The organism is Marivita sp., assembly GCF_017643905.1.
Classification (GTDB): domain Bacteria; phylum Pseudomonadota; class Alphaproteobacteria; order Rhodobacterales; family Rhodobacteraceae; genus Marivita.
In genome coordinates, this window is sequence record NZ_JAEPMO010000031.1 from 13224 (window position 1) to 33710 (window position 20487).

Genomic DNA, 20487 nt, shown 5'->3' on the forward strand with positions numbered 1-20487 from the left:
CTGAATTGGCGGCGAGGAACGGAAGGCCATGCAAATTGCCAGGCGCTGGGTCAAAAATGCATGCATGGTTGCCGAGGCTGCAACAGCATTTTTTGCGCTGCCTAAGGCGTTTTTACCGCACTTACGGCGGTTTTGGTCGACGGGTTGACTTTCATCATGTGCATTGTGATGGCCCTAACCAGCCCGATCTTCTGCTGATGAAAGTACGAAGATGATCTGCGACGAAAGCGTTGTTCGCACAGAGATACTGAATGGTTTTGGCATAGTGACGATAGACAACCCACCGGTTAACGCCGGCTCAACTGCGGTGCGGCAGGGTTTGCTGGCATGTCTGGCCGAAGCGTCGAAAATGGACCTCCAGGGTGTCATCATCATTGGGGCAGGTCGCAGTTTCATGGCCGGATCGGACATCAAGGAATTTGGCGCTCCGCTGGTGCCCCCGGAACTGCCGCAAGTGATCTAGGCGATTGAGGATTGCCCACATCCGGTATGCGCTGCGATCCATGGTGCGGCTCTTGGTGGTGGGTTCGAACTGGCCTTGGGTTGCGATCTGGTGCTTGAAGCCGTTTTTAAAGACATGGCCGTGAAGAAAGAGCTCTTCGGCGCGTTGGATGCCATCCTGAAACCCGGCGCGATCCTCGCGACAAATACGTCTTACCTCGACATCGACGAGATGGCTGCCGTCACATCGCGCGCTGAGAATGTGCTCGGCCTGCATTTCTTCAGCCCTGCCGATATCATGAAGTTTCTTGAAGTTGTGCGCACCAACGACACGTCCGCTGACACATTGGCGACGGCACTGAATTTGGCAAAGAAGCTAGGAAAGCAGCCCGTGGTGGCGCGGGTGGCCGAGGGCTTCATCGGCAACCGCATCTACGCCGCGTATCGGCGGCATGCCGAATTCCTGATCGAAGAGGGCGCAACCCCCCAAGACGTTGATACTGCTGCGACGGAGTTTGGTTTTGCCATGGGCCCGTTTGCAGTGGGGGATATGTCTGGTCTCGACATTGCCTGGAACATGCGCAAATGGCAGGCGGCAACCCGCGATCCCGCCACGCGCTATGTCGAGATATCGGACAGGCTCTGCGAAGCGGGCCGGTTCGACCGCAAGACGAACGGCGGCTGTTACGATTACGATACCGGCGAAGCGCATCCGTCAGACGCAGCGATCATTGACGAGGCCCGCGCCTCCAAGGGTATCACGCACCATGTGTTCTCAGTTGAAGACATTCAGGACCGACTGCTGGGTGCGATCCTCAATGAAGCCGCTTTGGTTCTTGAGAAGGGCGTGGCGCAGCGCTCTGGCGATATCGACGTGACACTTGTTCACGGTTATGGCTTTCCTCGTTGGACCGGGGGGCCGATTTGGTGGGCTTCCGGCCAACCAATGAAGCGGATCAAAGCTATGGTGGCTGCCGTATCCACCTCTGCAGGTCCAAAAGCCCCGAGCGGCTCGGTCGAGGATATGCTGGCGCTGTTGCGGGCCGAGCGGAAAGAAATTGATAGAAGGAAGTCCGGCGATGCGTGACGTTTACATCTGCGATTACATCCGAACCCCCATAGGGCGTTACGGTGGTGCATTGTCATCAGTCCGGCCGGATGATCTGGGGGCGGTGCCTATGCGCACCTTGATGGAGCGCAACCAGGGTGTTGATTGGGCGTCGGTGGACGAGGTGATCTATGGCTGCGCCAATCAGGCAGGTGAAGACAACCGCAATGTTGCGCGCATGTCGCTGCTGCTGGCGGGTCTGCCTGAAACGGTACCCGGCACGACGATGAACCGGCTTTGCGGGTCGGGCATGGATGCGGTGATCACGGCGGCGCGGGCCATCCGCGCAGGGGAGACCGAGCTGATGATTGCGGGTGGTGTTGAGAGCATGTCGCGCGCGCCCTTCGTGATGCCCAAGGCCGACAGTGCCTTTTCGCGCAGCGCGTCAATCTACGACACAACCATTGGCTGGCGCTTCGTCAATCCTCTGATCAAAGCGCAATACGGCATCGATTCGATGCCCGAGACAGCTGAGAACGTCGCTGAAGATTTCTCTGTAAGCCGCGAGGATCAGGACGCTTTTGCGCTTAGGTCCCAGCATAAGGCTGGGATCGCAATGCAAAACGGTCGGCTGGCGCAGGAGATCACACCGGTCAGCATCCCGCAGCGAAAGGGAGCCCCCCGGATCGTCGACACTGACGAACACCCGCGTCCGGAAACGACGCTCGAGGCTCTCGCAAAGTTGCCTGCGCCTTTCCGCGAAGGCGGGTCGGTCACGGCGGGAAATGCCTCGGGCGTCAACGATGGCGCCGCGGCACTCATCCTCGCGTCTGAGGCGGCGGCCAACGCAAACGGTCTGACGCCGATTGCGCGGGTCTTGGGCGGAGCGACCGCTGGTGTGCCGCCACGGATCATGGGGTTCGGGCCGGCGCCTGCCTCGAAAAAGCTGATGGCACGGTTGGGTCTGTCGCAATCCGACTTTGACGTGATCGAGCTGAACGAGGCCTTTGCCAGCCAAGGCCTTGCCACCTTGCGAGATCTGGGCATTGCGGATGACGATCCCCGAGTGAACCCCAATGGTGGTGCAATCGCGCTTGGTCATCCGCTGGGCATGTCAGGCGCGCGGATTGTCGGCTCTGCGGTGTTGGAGTTGCAGGTCACACGCGGCAAACGCGCGCTGTCGACTATGTGCATCGGTGTAGGACAGGGGATTGCAGTGGCCATTGAAGCCGTGTGACACTGTTGGCCTTGACGCGGTAGTGCGCGGGTGAGGGCACATGGCGAAATGCAATGGTTCACGACAAGTGGCAGCGAGACATCGCTTGTATTTCTTTTCTTCGCAGCGCGTAGCCTTCACGCAAATCGGCGCCCCTACAATGGCGTTCGCCGGACGACTTTGATCAAACCGGGCAACAGCAAGCACGTTTGCAAGACCTGTGTCTCGATATGGAACCCTAAAGCGCATTCCAGAATGCTTCGGCTGCGGGGCCCAAATGGCGGTCATCGGAGCGAATTTTGCGTAATTGCCGACGGGTCTCCGGGTCTCGCGGCATGAGAAAGGCCAGCTCTTCGGGTTGATGTTGCAATGCACCGCGCGGCAGGATCGTGGCCCCGAGACCCGCGCGTACAAAGGAGAGCAGAGCGGTTGTGTTGCGGGCCTCCAGATTGCAGGCCTCCAAAAGCTCTGTCACGCGTGGATGGTCGACAAGGTGGCAAAGCGGGTTTGCGATGAGAGGTTCCCGCTCGAGCAGGTCCCACGAAAGAGCGCAGCCGTCCGCAATCGCCCGCGAGATCTGGCCATCCTTCCGACAGACAATACCAAGGTCGTCTTCGAGGATAAGATTGCCGTTTGCCGGATCGTCCGGTGTCGCCGACAGGATACCGATATCGGCGGCGTCGAGTTTGACCCGTTGGCGCACCGCCGCGCTGTCCAGGTCGCTGATTTCGAGCCTCACGTCCGGGCGGATGCGGCGGAACGCGGCGATCACCTCGGGTAAGACGGCAATCGTCGCCGAGGGCACAGCTGCAATTCGGACGGTGCCCGCGGTAGAGATTGCGTGTCTTCCGATGGCCTCGATGCTGCGGGAAAATGCATCCGTGGCACGGCTGCTTTCCTCCAATACGAGCTGACCGAGCGGCGTCAGCCGGTTCTTGCGGTCGGTCTCAAAGAGGGGCGCGCCTATGTCGGCCTCCAATTGGGCGAGCGTCATCGACACGGCTGAGGGCGTTCGGGCGAGCAGCGAGGAGGCCGCGATAAGGGATCCCTGCTCGGCGACGATCCGGAAAGTGCGAAGCATTTCAAGCTTGATAGCCATTTCAGGTTTCCTGAAGTTGCGTTCAGATCTTCAAGATTGCCTGAAATACCTCTCCTCGTTTAGGACTGATGTCAAGCAGGACGAGGATGAGCGATGCAGACCGGACTCTATATTGATGGCCGCTGGGACTCCGGCGTAAGCCAGCTTGAAAATCGAAACCCGTCGGATGTGTCGGATTTGATCGGGCTCTATGCTCAGGCCGGGGCTGATCAGCTGGATGAAGCGTTGCACGCTGCCAAACGTGCGCAGGTGGCTTGGTGGGCAGCGGGCATCCAGAAACGCCACGACGTGCTGATGGCGATCGGGACCGAGTTGATGGCTCGCGCCGCAGAGATTGGTCGCATCATTGCCCGCGAGGAAGGCAAGCCGCTGGCCGAAGGCAAAGGCGAAGTCTATCGCGCCGGGCAGTTCTTTACCTATTTCGCGGGTGAGTGTCTCCGAAATCAGGGTGATCTGGCCGAAAGTGTCCGACCCGGGGTCGAGATCGACGTGCGCCGCGAGCCGGTGGGTGTGGTGGCGATCATCTCGCCCTGGAATTTCCCGGTGGCTACGCCTGCTTGGAAGATCGCCCCAGCACTTGCCTTCGGCAATTCGGTGGTCTGGAAACCCGCGAACCTGACCCCGGCCAGCGCGGTGGCCCTGACCGAGATCATTGCCAAGCAGGATATTCCTGCAGGGCTTTTCAATCTTGTCGCGGGTCCGGGCCGCGATGTTGGCCAGCGACTTGTGGAGAGCCGCGACGTGGCGGCGATCAGCTTTACCGGTTCTGTCCCCGTTGGGCGCGGTATCGCCGCTTCGGCCATCGAGAACATGACGAAGGTGCAGATGGAGATGGGGTCGAAAAACCCCATGGTCATCATGGACGACGCCGATCTTGATCTCGCGGTCGCAAATGCTTGCGGAGCGGCCTTCGGCGGGACAGGCCAGAAATGCACCGCCGCCTCGCGCCTGATCGTCCATGCATCGATCCATGATGCCTTCGTCGAAAAGCTGGTGACGGCGACCGAGGCGCTGAAGGTCGGTCATGCTCTGGAAGACGGTACACAGTTGGGTCCCGTGGTCAGTGAAGATCAACTGAAGCAAAACCTCGACTATATCGATATCGGCAAAAGCGAAGGCGCGGAATTGCTGACTGGTGGAGAGCGCCTGGAGTGCGGGACCGAGGGCTACTACATGGCCCCCGCCATTTTCGCGGGCACAACCAACGACATGCGGATCAACCGCGAGGAAATGTTTGCGCCGATCACTTGTGTGATGAAGGCCGATAGCTATGACGAGGCGCTGGCCATTGCCAACGACAGCGCGTTCGGCCTGACTGCCGGGATCATGACCCGCAGTCTTGCGCGTGCGAGCCACTTCCGCGCCAACATGCGGGCCGGCTGTGTGATGGTGAACCTGCCGACGGCGGGTACCGATTATCATGTCCCCTTCGGAGGGCGCGGTGCGTCCTCTTACGGCCCGCGCGAGCAGGGCACCTATGCCGCAGAGTTCTACACATCCGTGAAGACCGCCTATGTCGCGGCGGGCGAGCCGACATGAGCGTGCTGATCGACGGCCTGCAATATGCCAACTGGTCCGAAGAAATCTTCCGACAGATGCGCGCGGGCGGTGTGGACGCTGTGCATGTCACCATCACCTACCACGAAACGTTCCGCGAGACGGTGCTGCAGATCGAACGCTGGAACCGCTGGTTCGAACAGTTCCCAGACCTGATCTTCCAGGGCCGCACAGCCGCGGACGTCAAACTGGCGCAAGAGACCGGTCGTACGGCGATCTTTTTTGGTTCGCAAAACCCGTCCTGTATCGAGGACGATATCGGATTGGTCGAGATCCTGCACACGCTGGGTCTGCGCTTCATGCAACTGACCTACAACAACCAGTCGCTGCTGGCGACGGGCTGCTATGAGGATGACGACGCAGGGCTGACGCGCATGGGCCGCGAGGTTGTGGCCGAAATGAACCGGGTCGGAATGGTCGTGGACATGAGCCATTCCGGCGAACGCTCGACCCTTGAGGCGATCGAACACTCGACCCGCCCCATTGCGATCACCCATGCAAATCCCGCCAACTGGCACGCGGCCTTGCGCAACAAGTCCGACACCGTGCTGAAGGCCTTGGGGGAAACCGGCGGGATGCTGGGTTTTTCGGTCTATCCGCATCACCTGAAGGGGGGCAGCGGTTGCACGCTGCAGGACTTCTGCGAGATGATCGCGCGGACTGCCGACGTGATGGGCATCAACCAGATCGGGATTGGCACTGATCTTTGCCAGGATCAACCTGACAGCATTGTCGAATGGATGCGCGTCGGTCGCTGGACCAAGCGGATCGACTATGGCGAGGGCAGCGCTGCGGCGCCGGGTTTTCCTGAAATGCCCAAGTGGTTCGTCGACAACCGGGATTTCGGGAACATCCGCGCTGGCTTGCGTGCCGTTGGGATAAGCGATGCAGATGTGGACGCGGTCATGGGCGAAAACTGGCTGCGTTTCTTCGAGACAAGTTTCAGCGGTGTCCCTGCAACGGGCGACGCGACCGCGCGCGGCGCGGAATGACCACCCGCACGGGAGGCGGGAAGATCTTTTTTGGGGAGGACCAAAATGACCGAAACGACTGAAACCAGAGCGCCTACCGCCGATTTTGGACGGGTGGATAAACCCCTGTTCGCGGTAACCGGTGGCTTTATCGCCCTGTTCTGTGCGCTGGCTCTCTACGATATCGACCTGCTGTCGCGCATGGTCGATTGGGGCTTTAACGTCTCGGCCAAGTATTTCGGCCTCTATTGGCAGGTGCTGCTGCTGGCCACGTTCCTGATCGGTCTTGTGCTATGCGTTTTGCCCGGTGCGAAGACCCGAATGGGCAATCTGGCCACACCAGAATTCACGGTGTTCCAATGGGGCTCCATGATCATGTGCACGCTTCTGGCAGGCGGCGGCGTCTTCTGGGCTGCGGGCGAGCCGATTGCGCATTATCTCTCCACTCCGCCGCTCTTTGGTGATCTGAGCGGTGACCCTCAGGCGCAGACCCACGCGGCGCTGGCGCAAAGCTTTTTGCATTGGGGCTTTCTTGCCTGGGCGATCCTGGGGTCGCTGACCACGGTGATGTTGATGCATTACCACTATGACAAGGGTCTGCCCCTGGCGCCGCGCACACTTCTCTATCCGGTGTTCGGTGACAAGGCGATCAACGGTCCGATTGGCCTGATCGCGGATGCGTCATGCATCATTGCGGTGGTCGCAGGCACCGTCGGTCCGATCGGCTTTCTGGGATTGCAGATGTCCTACGGACTGAACGCGCTCTTCGGCATACCGGACACCTTCGCCACCCAGACTGTCGTGATCCTGGCGCTGGCCAGCCTTTACACCGTTTCGGCGATTTCCGGTCTGTCGAAAGGCATCCAGCTTTTGTCAAAGATCAATGTGATCCTGGCTTTCGTCCTGCTGGCTTTCATGCTTATCGCCGGTCCGACTTTCTTCATCTTTGACGGCTTTGCCGGGGGCATGGGCGTTTACCTGTCGAACTTCTTTGACATGGCGATGTATCGCGGCGAAGCGGGCTTGTTCGGCGAACCGGGCTGGCTGGGCTGGTGGACAGTGTTCTTCTGGGGCTGGTTCATGGGGTACGGTCCGCTGATGGCGATCTTCATCGCTCGTGTCAGCCGGGGCAGGTCGATCCGGTCCATCATCCTGATGCTGTCCATCGTTGCGCCTATCGTCACCAATTTCTGGTTCACCCTCATTGGTGGTACTGGCATTGGACTCGCGCAGGCAACCGCAGGCGTCATTTCAGGACCGTTCGAAGGCTTCAACCTGCCGGCTGGACTGTTGGCCATCACTCAGGCCATGCCGCTGGGCTTTTTGCTGTCGCTGCTGTTTCTTGTGCTAACGATGATCTTCGTCGCCACCACAAGCGACTCGATGAGTTACGTGATCGCAACGTCCATGTCTGACGACAATCCTTCGACTGCGCTGCGTGCCTTCTGGGGGCTTGCAATGGCGGTGATGGCACTGATCCTGATCTCGACCGGGTCGGGCGGCATCGGCAAGCTGCAAAGCTTTATCGTGGTAACGGCGGTTCCCGTGTCGCTGGTGCTGCTACCGTCGCTTTGGGATGCATTGCGCATCACGTTGATGCTGGGCAAGAAAGCCTGATCATAGTTCAATAGGCGCGGGCGGACCAAAACCGGCCGCGCCATGGACCGATGACCCGCGAGGACACCATGGATTGCGCTTCCCTGAACCCGATGCCCGAGGCCGCAGCGTTCCGCCGTCCGCCGTCGGAAGTGATGCGGTTGGCACGGATGGGCAGCGCGCACCCGACGCGCCTGTCGTTCCTTCGAAACCTCCTGCGTCGGGTGATCGAGGAAGGGTGGACGTTCGACCGGCCGGTCTGGGAGATCGACGCAACAGGCGTCGGACGCGCCGTCTATCGCGCCACTGGGCCGGATCGAACATACTCGTTGGTGGCATTCGCGCATGATCTGCCTGACGAGATGCGCTCGGACCGTGTGATCGCCACAGCCTGGGATGCAACCTTCGCTCTCTTCGACGGGGAACCCACATCCGCTGATCTGGACCGCTTGCAGGCCAACGTTCCACTCCAGGAAGCCGGTCGCGTCAGCCCTCTGGAACTGACGCTGAGCCGTGCAAACCGCTCGGTGCGGCTGTTCGGCCATGTCATCGAACGGCTTGCCAAAGGGTTGCAGCCCGACATGGCCGAGGTCGAGGCGGTCGGATACCTGATGCGGACCACAGCCGTTTATGGTTCTGGCAAGTTCGGTGCCGCCGACCGCGCCGCCATTGCGGATAGACCTGAACTTAGCGCACCCTTTCAGGCCGAGATGCTGTCGGTCTGGCTGACACGCCAATTCACTGTAGACATCGCGGAACACTTGGCCTTCGTTCGCGGCGGAGCCGCAGCGGTGCGGCTGGATTCTGCCATCAAGAAAGGGCTGGGTGTCGGCAATTCCACCGGGCTCGGTATGGCCCCGTTCCTGGTGCGCCACCCCGTGTTGTTGAACAACTGGATGATGGCGCGCGAAGAGGCACTTGCGCGCGTCCGATCGCAAGATGGGGCAAGTGCCGAAGCGGTGGCCGGTTTCCGTACGGCCCTTGGGGAAGCGAGAGAGAATGCCGAGCTGTGGCAGTCAAGCCATCCGATCCAGATCGAGAAACTCGCCGCCTTGCGAGATGACCTTTCTAGTCTCGCCGACCGGATCTCGACCTGGCCTGAACGGAATTCGCAAAAGCCCTGGGACGCGCTCTGGCACTGGGGCGAGACCGCATTGTCGCTGGAAGGACAGGAGGCGTTGATCGCGCTGATGCTTGAGCCAAATGGTGATCTTGTCGACGGGCTGGCCGATTGCATGACGGCGGACGAAGGAGCTTCGTTCCGGCTGGATGGTGCCATGACCGTAGCGACACTGTCTGCCAGCCTGAGAGACCACTACGATTGGGTGCTGGGCATTGATTTCGATCAGCCAGAAAACGTTGCGCGGTTCTGGTACGTCTCCGAGGAAAAGCTGGAACCACGGCTGGGCAATCGGTTCGAGGAGGACGGCGCGTCGCTCGAGCAACCGTTGTGCATAGCTCGGCTGGCGCAAGACCTTCATTCGGCACTGGCAGCCTGGCCCGGCGATGTCGCATTGGCGGCATTCCTGCTGGCCCATCCCGAGCATCGGTTCATGGCGAGGCGGGTACAAATCCTTCACCGCTATCCCTATGCCGAGGTGCAGGACAACCTGATCGCTGAACAGATGCTGCCGATCGATCTGATGCGCTGCAAGCTGGCCTTCTTCGGTGCCAGCCGTTTCGACCCACGGTCCGACAAATGGGTGCGGATCAGCCTGTTTCAGGGGCTGCCATATCCTTCGGACATGTCCCCGGAAGGCTGGCCATGACCGCAGAGCAGCAAGAGGCTGTCGAAGCCAACGATCCGACCCGTTCCGGGTCACCCGTGCCCACCACCAACGGCGCACGGCTTTCGCAGAACGAGATCGAGCAGTTGTGCCTTAAAGCCGCGCGTGGCGCTGGGATGAGTTGGGGACTGGCCGAGGAGGCGGGCTTTGCTGCCGCCTGGCTGGCAACGCGCGGTCTGGACGGACCCGGTGCCTTATTGGCCCAGCTTTGGGTGGGGCAGGGCCGCTCTTGGCGTGAGATATGTCCGGTGATTGCGCCTGGACGATTTCGGGCAGCGGATGGCGGGGGTCTATGCCCAATCGCGCTTGGGGCAGCGTTGTGCGATCATGCAAGGCTTCCTGAGACGTCGCTGGTCGAAACCGCCGTTCGGGTCGGCCCGGTCGATCATCCGGTCCTTCTGTTGCCATTCTTGGCTGACTTCGCTCGGACCCGGCGCGAGGGCCTGCGGCTGGTCTGGTCCCGCGGCGCGGTTCTGTTGACCGCGGATGGCGGGATGTTCGGTGATGCGGCTGCACTTGAGCAAGAGACGCGGCTGGACGCCGCGCTCGAGGTCGAAGGCCCCGTTCCGGATGACACCTCGACACAATGGGAACCACTTATGGTGTCTGCGGAAACGTTGGGTGAACTCAATTCATTCGCTTTGCGCATCACGGTGCCGACGTCCGAGGTCTCACGCGCGGGGGCCGGCGCCGCGATAGGTGACAACGACTGAAACAGGAGATTAGGCGAATGACGGTTCAAAGGTTGCACCCGGGGAGTCGCATGAGCGAAGCGGTCCGCATCGGGGATATCGTGTTCCTTGCGGGTCAGATCCCCGATGATCTGACGGGCGACATCGCGAAACAGACTCGGGAAGTGTTGGACAATATCGACGCGGTGATGGCCGAACTGGGTGGCAGCAAGGCCGACATCGCGTCGGTTCAAGTCTGGCTCAGCGATCTGTCGGATTTTCAAGGTATGAATGCGGTTTGGGACGCGTGGGTCGATCTCGCCAACCCACCGGCCCGGGCAACCTGCGGTGTGGCTCTTGCGCGTCCCGGAATGCGCGTAGAGATGATCGTGGTTGCGCGCGCGCCGAAGTGAGGACAGCACCGGTTTTTGAACTTGTGATCGCTGTTTCACCGCGCACTTCTGCTGCCGAGAGACGACTGTGTTGTCCCGGCTAACCCGCGTCACAGATTTTCTGCGATAAGGATTTCTATTCTGATGCGTTCCTGCGAGGCGAGGGTGCTTCTGTTCTCGCATTTCGCCCTCAGAATTCGGACGGCACTACGTACAAGGTGACCCGGATCCTGATGGATCACGGCGTCGATTTCACCGCTCCGCAGCGCGGCTTCGGTCGAGAGGGTGCGCTCATGGGCGATAACAACAAGGCGATTGATTGCATTCAATTGGCCTCCGACTTCGATCGGAGTGCGTGCCTCTGCCCCCATGATGTAAAGCCCTACGACGTCATCGTGTGCGTCCAAAGCGTTGCGCAGTACATGTCGGGTGCGTCCCGGATCCCCGTGCGTTTCAAGGGTAGGGAGGACGCGCAGATTGGTATAATCGCGGTTGACGACCCCATCAAAGCCAAGGCGCCGTTCAAGGCTGTCGCGGGATTGGGTGGTCTCGGTCAGAGCGATGACAGTGCCCTGCCTTTGTCCAAGGAACCGTCCCATCAGGCGGCCAGCCGTCGCCCCGGCGGCGCGGTTGTCAATGCCCACAAAGCCGTCTTCCTGCTGATTGGCAACAAAGGGAATCGTCTCGATCCCGCGCTCGCGCATTCGGTGAAGCGCGTCACGGATTTGAGGCGTCTCGGGCGCCATAATAGCAATCCCGTCGATTTTGTCTGGTGACAGACGACCAAGGGTGCGGGCGGCTTCGTGTGGATCGCGGTCATCAATGCGGATCACCTCGGTCTCGATCATCTCGGCTCGGCCAACCCGGTCAAACTCGCGGATGCGTTCAATGATTTCGTCAAGGAATTCTCCGCCGGACCGGGGCACGGCAAAGGCAAAGCGATAGGCCCGCTGCCGCGCCAAAGTGGCTGCGATCTGGTTGCGTTCAAAGCCGATTCTCTTGATCGCGTCATTGACGGTGGCAATGGTTTTCTTGCGGACGCCAGAGCGGCCATTCAACACGCGATCGACTGTTGCCAGGCTCACGCCAGCGGCTTTCGCAAGGTCTTTTGTGGTCGGACGCATGAGGCCGTTTTCTCGATATTTCCGTTGTTTTCTTGAGGTTTGTTGCAGACTTGCAGAGTGTGGACAAGCCCTAAATGAGGTACGCACCTCAGAAACGTGTTGATCTGAGGTGCGTACCTCAATTAAGCCTAGTGATCAGTCGAGTCGCGGCAGGAGGGCTGCGGCAGCGTAACTGGGAGGCTATCTAAATGAATACCAAACACTTGATGACGGCTGCCGTTTCGGCATTGATCGCGGGCGGGGCTGCAACCTCGGCTGCGGCAGAAGACCTGACGCTGTGTTGGGCGGCGTGGGACCCTGCGAATGCGCTGGTCGAGCTGTCGAAAGACTTCGAAGCGCAGTCGGGTCATAATATGAGCTTTGAATTCGTGCCATGGCCGAATTTCGCAGACCGGATGCTGAACGAACTGAACTCTGGCGGCAAGCTCTGCGACCTGATGATCGGTGACAGCCAGTGGATCGGGGCGGGCGCTGAGAACGGTCACTACGTGAAGCTGAATGACTTCTTCGACGCCAATGGCATCGACATGGCCGATTTCATTCCCGCAACCGTCACCGGGTATTCCGAATGGCCCAAGAACACGCCGAACTATTGGGCGCTGCCCGCTTTCGGCGACGTGGTTGGTTGGACCTACCGCAAGGATTGGTTTGAACGTCCTGAAATCGCAGCGGAATTCAAAGACAAGTACGGGCGTGACCTTGGCGTTCCGACCACGCTGGAAGAACTGAAGGACATCGCTCAGTTTTTCCAAGGCCGAGACATCGACGGCACCACCGTTTATGGTGCCGCAATCTACACCGAGCGGGGGTCCGAAGGGATCACGATGGGCGTGACCAACGCCCTCTACAACTATGGTTTCCTTTATGAAAACCCTGAAAAGCCATACGATCTGGAAGGTTTCGTAAACTCGGCAGGCGCGGTTGCAGGCCTAGAGTTCTACAAGGAGCTCTATGACACCGCGACACCTCCGGGATCGTCCAACTGGTACATGGGCGAAAATATCGACGCCTATCGGTCTGGCCAGGTCGCGTTGCAGATGAACTTTGCGTTCATCTGGCCGGGCGTCGAGGCTGACCCGAACGTCGGTGGCGGCAAGTCTGGGTATTTCCCGAACCCCACAGGCCCCGCAGGCCAGTTCGCTCAGCTTGGCGGTCAGGGGATTTCGGTCGTTGCCTATTCCGACAAGCAGGATGCGGCGCTGGAATATATCCAGTGGTTTGCACAGCCGGAAATCCAGGCCCGTTGGTGGGAACTGGGCGGCTATTCGGCCCTGCGTGCTGTGGTCGAAGACCCCGGTTTTGCCAGCAGCCAGCCTTACGCACAGACCTTCCTCGACAGCATGGCCATCGTGAAGGACTTCTGGGCGGAACCGGCCTATGCCGATCTTCTGCTGCCGATGCAGGAACGTATCCACAACTATGTCATTGCAGGCGAGGGCACCGCTCAGGACGCTCTGGATGGCTTGGTTCGTGATTGGATCGAAGTCTTCGAGGACGAAGGCAAGCTCTGACGCTTCTCCCTCCAGGGGCGCGTGACGTCCCGAACGCCCTTGGCGACTTTTCCGGTCGCCAAGGGCCGTTTAACCATAACTTTGGCGCGGGGTGCAAGACTTCGCGTGTTGGGGCAGAACAATGACTGACACACCCATCCACAAGGTCGCACAGGCAACGCCCGAGTCCATGGCGCGACGCATTCGTGGCCTGTCGGATCGCACAATCGCCTGGATCTTCGTGGCACCCACGATCTTCCTGTTGCTGGCGGTCAACATCTTTCCGCTGATCTGGACGATCCGGCTAAGCTTTACCGATTACCGGGTGAACCGTCCGAACCGTGAGGTGGAATGGGTCGGTCTGCAGAATTACGAACGCATCCTGTCGGACCCGGATATCTGGGCGACGATGCAAGCCACCGCGCATTTCCTGATCTGGACGATTGTCCTGCAGGTGCTGATCGGGTTCGCGCTGGCCTTCCTGATCAACAAGAAGTTTCGGGGCAACGACCTCTGGACGACGATCATCGTCTTTCCGATGATGCTCTCGCCCGCCGTGGTCGGGAATTTCTGGACATTTCTCTACCAGCCGCAGATCGGATTGTTCAACTACGTGGTTGCCTTTGTCACTGGTGCCGATCCTGCAAGCTTTTCGATGATTGGCGACGTACATCTTGCACCGTGGGCGATTATCATCGCCGACACGTGGATGTGGACGCCATTTGTGATGCTGATCTGTCTTGCTGGTCTCAGGTCGATCCCGGACAGCATCTACGAAGCAGCGGAATGTGACCGCGCCAGCAAATGGCGCCAATTCTGGACCATCACCGTTCCCATGGTACTGCCCTTCCTGATGCTCGCCGTTCTTTTCCGGGGGATCGAGAATTTCAAGATGTTTGACCTTGTCGTGCAGCTCACAGGCGGAGGTCCAGGCAACACCACGACCCTGACCTCGATCGACCTCAAGCGGGAAGCGTTTGAGAAGTGGCGCACGGGCTATTCCTCGGCCTACGCGGTAATCCTGTTTGTCACCGTCTTTGGCCTCGCCTCGATCTACGTCAAAGCGCTGAACAAGGTGAAAGAAAGATGAGCTTTTCCGTCACAGAACCCAGCAACGGGACCAAGTGGTTCGCTGGCATCCTTGTCATCGGCTACGCGCTGATCACCATCGCACCGCTTTTGTGGATCATTGCCACCGGCTTCAAATCCGGCCCGGATTCCATTGCTTACCCGCCGAAAGTGGTGTTCGAGCCGACGCTTGAAGGCTACGTCAACCTCTTCACCGACCGCACCCGCGCCACACAGGACATGCTAGACGCAGCGGGCGAGCCGCAGACATGGTACGACCAGATCGCCCGCGATCAGGGCACGGTCATCACCGGCCCGTCGCGCTATGGCGAACGGTTCATGAACTCGGTCATCATTGGGTTCGGTTCAACTGCGCTGTGCATGCTCTTGGGCACTGCTGCGGCCTATGCGTTCAGCCGGTTCCGCGTGCCGCTGAAGGACGATCTGCTGTTCTTCATCCTGTCGACGCGGATGATGCCACCCATCGCTGTTGCGATCCCGATCTTTCTGATGTTTCGACAACTGGGCCTGAGCGATACGCATCTTGGGATGATCCTGCTCTACACTGCGGTGAACCTGTCGCTGTCGGTCTGGCTGCTCAAGGGGTTCATCGACGAAATTCCCGTGGAATACGAAGAAGCGGCGCTTATCGACGGCTACACACGCTTTCAGGCTTTCTACAAGGTGGTGCTGCCGCAAGCGGCCACGGGCATCGCCTCGACTGCGATCTTCTGCCTGATCTTTGCGTGGAACGAATACGCCTTTGCGGTCCTTCTGACGTCCGGGACGGCCCAGACAGCGCCGCCGTTCATCCCAACGATCATCGGCACTTCGGGCAAGGACTGGCCCGCCGTCGCCGCCGGTGCCACGATCTTCCTTGTGCCGGTCATGGTCTTCACCATCCTGCTGCGCAAGCACCTGTTGCGCGGGATCACCTTCGGAGCGGTGCGCAAATGAGCAACTTCATCTCAGGACTGCTGCGGTTCCGCCGTGGCCCGTGGGAAATGCTGGCGTCAATCCTGATTGCGCTCGGGGTTGTCATGCTGATGCAGCCCTTTGCGATCACGCTCTACAGCTGGTCTTTCCTGATCACCCTTATCGGCACGGTGATATTCATCATCGTCAGCCACTTCCCGGAGTAACCCATGGCACAAATCAGAATTGAGAACGTGCGCAAGGAATTCGGGGCGTTCACGGCGGTGCAATCATCGACCTTTACCATCGAGGATGGCGAATTCTTCATGCTTCTGGGGCCATCGGGCTGCGGCAAGACCACGACATTGCGGATGATGGCGGGACTCGAGCTTCCGACCAGCGGCCAGATCTACATCGATGGCGAAGAGGTCGGCCAGAAACCGGCAAGTCAGCGTGACATCGCCTTCGTCTTTCAGATGTTCGCGCTGTACCCGCATATGAACGTGCGCGGCAACATCAGCTATCCGCTCAAGAGCCAGGGCATGCCGCGCGCGCAGATCAAAGCAAAGGTGGGTGATGTCGCCGAGATTCTTGGCATCACCGATATTCTTGACCGGCCCGTCGGCGGTCTGTCCGGTGGCGACCGTCAGCGTGTTGCGCTGGGCCGGGCGATCGTGCGTGATCCCAAGGCGTTCTTCATGGACGAACCGCTTGGTGCGCTTGATGCCGAGTTTCGCGAGCACATGTCCGAAGAGCTCCGCGCCCTGCATGACCGGATGGGGGCCACAACCGTCTACGTGACTCATGATCAGCTTGAGGCCATGCAGATGGGCGACAAGATCGTCGTAATGAACCATGGCGTCGTGGAGCAATTTGGCGTCCCGCAGGATATCTACGACTGGCCTGCCACCAAATTCGTGGCGCAGTTCATAGGGTCGCCGCCGATGAACTTCCTCGATTTCAATGGAAGGATCGGCGCAGGACAAGACGAGGTGTATCTGGGGGATGTCGCGGTCAAGATCCCCCCAAGCATCGACGGTGCCGAAGGAGCTTTGTCGCTTGGCGTGCGACCGGAGCACATAAAGCTGGACGATAATGCCAGCTACAGAGGGCGGATCGTGGCGACCGAATACCTTGGAACCACGCAGATCGTGACGCTCGATACCCCGAACGGTGTACTCAAGGCGCGGGTGGCCAGCTCTGACAAGATCACCGAAGGCCAGACCACGGGTCTGTCGTTCGATGCCCGTACCGTTACGCTGTTCGAGAACGCGCAGGGGCGCGCCCTGCGGTCCCGCGCCAATGAAGGAGTGCTGATCCATGGCTGAGGTAACCCTGACAGGCGTCACCAAGTCCTTTGGCACGAATGTCGCCCTCGAAGATGTATCGATGACGGTGCCCGATGGCTCTTTTGTTGTTCTGCTGGGGCCGACCGGGGCGGGAAAGACAACGACGTTGCGCATGGTGTCCGGGTTGGACAAACCCGACCGTGGGCAGGTGAGCATCGGTGGGCGCGACATGGCCGGGTTGTCACCCGCTCAGCGCGACGTGGCGATGGTGTTCCAGCAGTATTCGCTTTATCCGCATCTGACCGTCCGGCAGAATCTGGAATTTCCGCTGAGATCCCCAATCCTGAAGACCCCTCAGTCCGAGATTGATCGCAAGGTGGGCGAGATTGCGGAAGTCCTGCAAATCTCTCATAAGCTTGAGAACAAGGCGACCGCCCTGTCGGGCGGTGAGATGCAGCGCGTGTCGATTGGCCGGGCCTTGGTACGCAACCCGGCGGTCTACCTGATGGATGAGCCGCTGAGTTCTCTGGACGCCAAATTGCGGGCGGATCTGCGGATCGAGCTGAAGTCGATCCAGGCGGATCGTGGCGCAACGCTGCTTTACGTCACACACGATCAGATCGAAGCCATGACCATGGCGACCCACGTGGGCGTTCTGGACAAGGGCCGACTGGTGCAGTTCGGCACGCCGCGCCAGATCTACGAAGACCCGGTCAGCATCTATGCGGCCAGCCGTCTTGGCCAGCCGCGCATCAATGTGCTGCCGGCCGACGTGTTTGCCGGTGCTCCGGCAAAGGCGAAAAGCATCGGCCTGCGTCCCGAGCAGATCGTGCAGGGCGAGGGGGAGGATAGCACCGTTGCCCGTGTCGAACATCTGGGCGACCAGACCCGCCTTCATCTGAGCTTCAAGTCACATGAAATCGTGACAGTCACTGAAGCTCATACGACTCTGAAATCGGGCGATATCGTGAAAATTCGCCCCAATAATCCATTCTACTTCGACGCCATCGGCGGGCGACTGGCCTGAGGGAGGATATCATGGCCCAATTCATCAATAACAAGGAAGCTACGGTCATCGAGGCCATTGACGGCCTGCTCCAGTCATCGGGCGGCGATCTCGCCCGGCTGGACGGCTATCCGCATATTCGGGTTGTCCTGCGTGCGGATTGGGACAAGTCCAAAGTCGCGTTGGTCTCGGGTGGCGGATCCGGTCACGAACCGGCCCATGCCGGTTTCGTAGGCGAGGGCATGTTGACAGCCGCGGTCTGCGGCGATGTCTTCGCATCGCCTTCTGTCGATGCAGTGCTGGCGGGCATCCTCTCCGTCACCGGCCCGGCAGGTTGCTTGCTGATCGTCAAGAACTATACTGGCGACCGGCTGAATTTCGGGCTGGCTGCGGAACGCGCGCGCGCTTTTGGCCTGAAGGTCAACATGGTGATCGTCGATGATGACATCGCGCTTCCCGACCTGCCACAGCCGCGTGGCGTTGCGGGAACGCTGTTCGTTCACAAGATCGCCGGCGCCATGGCCGAAAGCGGCGCGTCGCTCGACGATATCACGAACGTGGCCGAACGCGTGATCAAGGGCACGAAATCAATCGGTATGTCGCTGGACACCTGCACGGTGCCCGGCTCACCGAAAGAACAGCGCATCGGTGCAGGCAAAGCAGAGCTTGGGCTTGGCATTCATGGCGAAGCAGGCGTGCTTCAGGTCGACTATCACAATGCCGAACAGGCGATGGCGGCTGTGACGGCCAAATTGGCCGCGGTGATGGATCCTGTTCCCCATGTCGTCCTGTTGAACAATCTTGGCGGGGCCTCTGAATTGGAAATGTCCATCCTCGCCAATGACTTGGTGAAATCCTCCATCGGAAAGAACCTCAAGCTGATTGTCGGTCCGGCAGCGATGATGACGTCGCTGGACATGCGCGGCTTCTCCGTATCGGTCTTTCCGCTCAAAGCCGAAGATCATGCCTGGCTCAGCGCACCCTGCGCTCCCTCGGCTTGGCCGGGTTGCAAAGCGATCAAACCCGTACGTACCGTTGAACTTCCCGACGGTTTGCGTCCGATCCAGCCGATCCCGTCCCAGCACAAGGCCACGGCCGACTTCCTGACGCGCTGCTGCCAGATCCTGATAGCTGCCGAGGCAGACCTGAATGCGCTGGACGCGAAATCCGGGGATGGCGACACGGGCTCTACGCTGGCAGGCGCCGCGCGCGCCTTGATTGGCGCACTCGACCGGTTGCCCTTGGCCGATCATACCCAGCTTTTCCGGGCAATCGGTCAGGAACTGACACAGACGATGGGCGGGTCGTCCGGCGTTCTTCTGGCGATCTTCTTCACTGCGGCAGGTGATGCAGCGTCCAGCGGACTCAGCATGGTTGCGGCCCTGAAAGAGGGTCTGGACCGGATGCAACGGATCGGCGGCGCGCAACTGGGCGACCGCACGATGGTAGACGCACTGAAACCGGCGCTGGACGAACTGGATGCAAGCGACCTTGCCAAAGCCGCGACGGCTGCAAGAAAAGGCGCGGACCATACCGCGACAATCACGCGGGCAAAAGCGGGGCGTGCGTCTTACATCAATGCCGATCAACTTCAAGGTCACGTAGACCCCGGTGCAGAAGCCGTGGCCCGCCTCTTCGAGCAACTCGCATCATGACCGTTGATCAACCGCAATATGCTGCAGCTGGGACGAATGCGCTCAGCGGCAGTCAGACAGAATTCCGATGTTTGCTCCGACGGGGTGGCTCATGTGCGACTTGGATCGCCCGGCGTCGATCAAGGGCTGGAATGCTTGGTCGGGAGTGTTTGATGTGGCCGTTAGCGACGTGCAGGCGCAAGGTCATTCAAGGCGCTGTCGTTGTGGTGTTGCCGCCATCGTCCGGTAATGGGCATGGGCCGCTCAGACCCTTTCGGTCACTCGGCTCTTGGGTCTGCCTGACGACGCCGGGCCCATGAAAAACAACGGCGGCCTCTGTGCACTTTGTCATCCGCTGGGCGCGCCAGGTGTCCGGCTTGCCGGCACCGCCATGCGCAACCTTGCCCGACGATGAAACGGAAGTGGACTCTTCAAGATAAGCATCGGCGTGGAACAGGACACCGCGCTGGCGCTCGGACCGCCGAGGGCAGGTTAATCCGAAATTATGCAATATTATGCCTAATTGATACTTGAGTCATGCTGGGTTGGCCGGGGGAAAGTACGGCGCGTATGGATTTAATTCGTGCTACTGCGGTAAAATAAGAGTGTAGCCTCAAACAGGCCTTGATTTGGGTTAAGCATTATTTTGCACATATTGGCAGCGCGTCCTGCCTGAATCCCTCGAGTTCTCAAAATCATTCGGGGAGGAGTGCGCGATGAAATTGTTTTCCAAGGCTCTCGAACAGGGCGACAGATTGATGGCCCTGTAAGCGGGGCTAGTCCATGGAAGGATCGGGCGAAGGGCCTTTATCCAGATGGCCGTCGCGGCGGGGGCGACACTTGGCAGCGCGCTGGCCTGGGCCCAGACGTTGGGCGATGCGGCGATCACGCAACGCTACAATGCGCGCGCTTTGGCGGGAACCTATGATTACATCGTAATCGGCTCGGGCTCAGGTGGGGCAGTGGTCGCAGGGCGGCTGGCCGCCGAAAGCGATGCGCGCGTTCTTGTCCTCGAGGCGGGCGGCACCGACCAGCTTGACGCAGTTCTGAACCCGCTCATGTGGGGCACCAACATCCGCTCCGAGCGGGACTGGAATTACAGCGCCGAGCCCTCGGATGCGGTCAATGGCCGTTCGCTGATCCTACCGATGGGCAAGGTCGTGGGCGGCGGTTCCTCGATCAA

18 protein-coding genes and 2 pseudogenes are annotated in these 20487 nt (G+C 60.0%); 18 read left to right on the top strand and 2 right to left on the bottom strand.

The features are described 5' to 3' along the window. The first annotated feature begins 211 nt into the window (after positions 1–211). Genes JJ869_RS06815 through pcaF form a run of 3 tightly spaced genes read left to right on the top strand, consistent with a single transcriptional unit; the run spans position 212 to position 2726 of the window. Positions 212–463, top strand: a complete 252-nt coding sequence (locus JJ869_RS06815; protein ID WP_292265509.1) for a hypothetical protein — start codon at positions 212–214, stop codon at positions 461–463. A gap of 3 nt (positions 464–466) precedes the next feature. After that, entirely contained in the window at positions 467–1528 is a 1062-nt protein-coding gene (locus JJ869_RS06820; RefSeq protein WP_292265531.1) for a 3-hydroxyacyl-CoA dehydrogenase NAD-binding domain-containing protein, read from the top strand. Continuing rightward, positions 1521–2726, top strand: coding sequence for a 3-oxoadipyl-CoA thiolase (gene pcaF, locus JJ869_RS06825; RefSeq protein ID WP_292265511.1), 1206 nt, complete (start codon positions 1521–1523; stop codon positions 2724–2726). Before JJ869_RS06820 ends, pcaF begins: the two co-directional genes overlap by 8 nt. Positions 2727–2943: 217 nt before the next feature. On the opposite strand, the gene JJ869_RS06830 is transcribed toward pcaF, so the two are convergent. Then, a complete protein-coding gene (locus JJ869_RS06830) occupies positions 2944–3804 on the bottom strand; it encodes a LysR family transcriptional regulator (protein WP_292265512.1) in 861 nt (286 codons plus the stop codon). A gap of 93 nt (positions 3805–3897) precedes the next feature. On the opposite strand from JJ869_RS06830, the gene JJ869_RS06835 reads away from it, so the two are divergent. From JJ869_RS06835 to JJ869_RS06860, 6 genes are all read left to right on the top strand, one after another. Continuing rightward, positions 3898–5343, top strand: a complete 1446-nt coding sequence (locus JJ869_RS06835; RefSeq protein WP_292265513.1) for an aldehyde dehydrogenase family protein — start codon at positions 3898–3900, stop codon at positions 5341–5343. Continuing rightward, positions 5340–6353: a membrane dipeptidase gene (locus tag JJ869_RS06840; RefSeq protein WP_292265515.1), complete on the top strand. Its 1014-nt coding sequence runs from the start codon at positions 5340–5342 to the stop codon at positions 6351–6353. The genes JJ869_RS06835 and JJ869_RS06840 overlap by 4 nt, the downstream gene beginning before the upstream one ends. A 45-nt stretch (positions 6354–6398) precedes the next feature. Continuing rightward, entirely contained in the window at positions 6399–7949 is a 1551-nt protein-coding gene (locus JJ869_RS06845) for a BCCT family transporter (protein WP_292265516.1), read from the top strand. Positions 7950–8017: 68 nt separating this feature from the next. After that, positions 8018–9697: a hypothetical protein gene (locus JJ869_RS06850; protein ID WP_292265517.1), complete on the top strand. Its 1680-nt coding sequence runs from the start codon at positions 8018–8020 to the stop codon at positions 9695–9697. After that, the gene (locus JJ869_RS06855; protein ID WP_292265518.1) at positions 9694–10428 is read left to right on the top strand and encodes a DUF3726 domain-containing protein; all 735 of its coding nucleotides are present in this window, start codon (positions 9694–9696) and stop codon (positions 10426–10428) included. The genes JJ869_RS06850 and JJ869_RS06855 overlap by 4 nt, the downstream gene beginning before the upstream one ends. Before the next feature lie 17 nt (positions 10429–10445). Further along, entirely contained in the window at positions 10446–10799 is a 354-nt protein-coding gene (locus JJ869_RS06860) for a RidA family protein (protein ID WP_292265519.1), read from the top strand. 89 nt (positions 10800–10888) lie between these two features. Here JJ869_RS06860 and JJ869_RS06865 read toward each other — a convergent pair whose 3' ends face one another. After that, positions 10889–11902 (bottom strand): LacI family DNA-binding transcriptional regulator, encoded by a 1014-nt coding sequence (locus JJ869_RS06865; protein ID WP_292265520.1) that lies wholly within the window; start codon positions 11900–11902, stop codon positions 10889–10891. A 188-nt stretch (positions 11903–12090) separates the two neighbouring features. On the opposite strand from JJ869_RS06865, the gene JJ869_RS06870 reads away from it, so the two are divergent. The 9 genes and pseudogenes from JJ869_RS06870 to JJ869_RS06910 form a co-directional block, all read left to right on the top strand. Next, complete coding sequence (locus JJ869_RS06870) at positions 12091–13413, top strand: extracellular solute-binding protein (protein WP_292265521.1); 1323 nt, start codon at positions 12091–12093, stop codon at positions 13411–13413. Positions 13414–13534: 121 nt separating this feature from the next. Further along, positions 13535–14482: a sugar ABC transporter permease gene (locus JJ869_RS06875; protein ID WP_292265522.1), complete on the top strand. Its 948-nt coding sequence runs from the start codon at positions 13535–13537 to the stop codon at positions 14480–14482. Beyond that, positions 14479–15417, top strand: a complete 939-nt coding sequence (locus JJ869_RS06880) for a carbohydrate ABC transporter permease (protein ID WP_292265523.1) — start codon at positions 14479–14481, stop codon at positions 15415–15417. Before JJ869_RS06875 ends, JJ869_RS06880 begins: the two co-directional genes overlap by 4 nt. Further along, on the top strand, positions 15414–15602 hold the full coding sequence (locus JJ869_RS06885) for a hypothetical protein (RefSeq protein ID WP_292265524.1): 189 nt from the start codon (positions 15414–15416) through the stop codon (positions 15600–15602). The genes JJ869_RS06880 and JJ869_RS06885 overlap by 4 nt, the downstream gene beginning before the upstream one ends. A gap of 3 nt (positions 15603–15605) precedes the next feature. Further along, the gene (locus tag JJ869_RS06890; protein ID WP_292265525.1) at positions 15606–16703 is read left to right on the top strand and encodes an ABC transporter ATP-binding protein; all 1098 of its coding nucleotides are present in this window, start codon (positions 15606–15608) and stop codon (positions 16701–16703) included. Then, complete coding sequence (locus JJ869_RS06895; RefSeq protein ID WP_292265527.1) at positions 16696–17691, top strand: ABC transporter ATP-binding protein; 996 nt, start codon at positions 16696–16698, stop codon at positions 17689–17691. The genes JJ869_RS06890 and JJ869_RS06895 overlap by 8 nt, the downstream gene beginning before the upstream one ends. Positions 17692–17702: 11 nt before the next feature. Beyond that, positions 17703–19325 (top strand): dihydroxyacetone kinase subunit DhaK, encoded by a 1623-nt coding sequence (locus tag JJ869_RS06900; protein WP_292265528.1) that lies wholly within the window; start codon positions 17703–17705, stop codon positions 19323–19325. Positions 19326–19569: 244 nt separating this feature from the next. Continuing rightward, positions 19570–19719, top strand: a pseudogene (locus tag JJ869_RS06905) (3-oxoadipyl-CoA thiolase); the annotation flags it as partial. Positions 19720–20119: 400 nt separating this feature from the next. After that, positions 20120–20487, top strand: a pseudogene (locus JJ869_RS06910) (GMC family oxidoreductase N-terminal domain-containing protein); the annotation flags it as partial.

Bases quoted from the DNA above. Each gene is read 5' to 3' on its own strand.
- JJ869_RS06860 (WP_292265519.1), top strand. From the start codon at position 10,446: ATGACGGTTCAAAGGTTGCACCCGGGGAGTCGCATGAGCGAAGCGGTC.
- JJ869_RS06845 (WP_292265516.1), top strand. From the start codon at position 6,399: ATGACCGAAACGACTGAAACCAGAGCGCCTACCGCCGATTTTGGACGG.
- JJ869_RS06900 (WP_292265528.1), top strand. From the start codon at position 17,703: ATGGCCCAATTCATCAATAACAAGGAAGCTACGGTCATCGAGGCCATT.
- JJ869_RS06835 (WP_292265513.1), top strand. From the start codon at position 3,898: ATGCAGACCGGACTCTATATTGATGGCCGCTGGGACTCCGGCGTAAGC.
- JJ869_RS06850 (WP_292265517.1), top strand. From the start codon at position 8,018: ATGGATTGCGCTTCCCTGAACCCGATGCCCGAGGCCGCAGCGTTCCGC.
- JJ869_RS06875 (WP_292265522.1), top strand. From the start codon at position 13,535: ATGACTGACACACCCATCCACAAGGTCGCACAGGCAACGCCCGAGTCC.
- JJ869_RS06890 (WP_292265525.1), top strand. From the start codon at position 15,606: ATGGCACAAATCAGAATTGAGAACGTGCGCAAGGAATTCGGGGCGTTC.
- JJ869_RS06880 (WP_292265523.1), top strand. From the start codon at position 14,479: ATGAGCTTTTCCGTCACAGAACCCAGCAACGGGACCAAGTGGTTCGCT.
- JJ869_RS06865 (WP_292265520.1), bottom strand. From the start codon at position 11,902: ATGCGTCCGACCACAAAAGACCTTGCGAAAGCCGCTGGCGTGAGCCTG.
- JJ869_RS06885 (WP_292265524.1), top strand. From the start codon at position 15,414: ATGAGCAACTTCATCTCAGGACTGCTGCGGTTCCGCCGTGGCCCGTGG.
- JJ869_RS06830 (WP_292265512.1), bottom strand. From the start codon at position 3,804: ATGGCTATCAAGCTTGAAATGCTTCGCACTTTCCGGATCGTCGCCGAG.
- pcaF (WP_292265511.1), top strand. From the start codon at position 1,521: ATGCGTGACGTTTACATCTGCGATTACATCCGAACCCCCATAGGGCGT.
- JJ869_RS06895 (WP_292265527.1), top strand. From the start codon at position 16,696: ATGGCTGAGGTAACCCTGACAGGCGTCACCAAGTCCTTTGGCACGAAT.
- JJ869_RS06840 (WP_292265515.1), top strand. From the start codon at position 5,340: ATGAGCGTGCTGATCGACGGCCTGCAATATGCCAACTGGTCCGAAGAA.
- JJ869_RS06855 (WP_292265518.1), top strand. From the start codon at position 9,694: ATGACCGCAGAGCAGCAAGAGGCTGTCGAAGCCAACGATCCGACCCGT.
- JJ869_RS06870 (WP_292265521.1), top strand. From the start codon at position 12,091: ATGAATACCAAACACTTGATGACGGCTGCCGTTTCGGCATTGATCGCG.
- JJ869_RS06815 (WP_292265509.1), top strand. From the start codon at position 212: ATGATCTGCGACGAAAGCGTTGTTCGCACAGAGATACTGAATGGTTTT.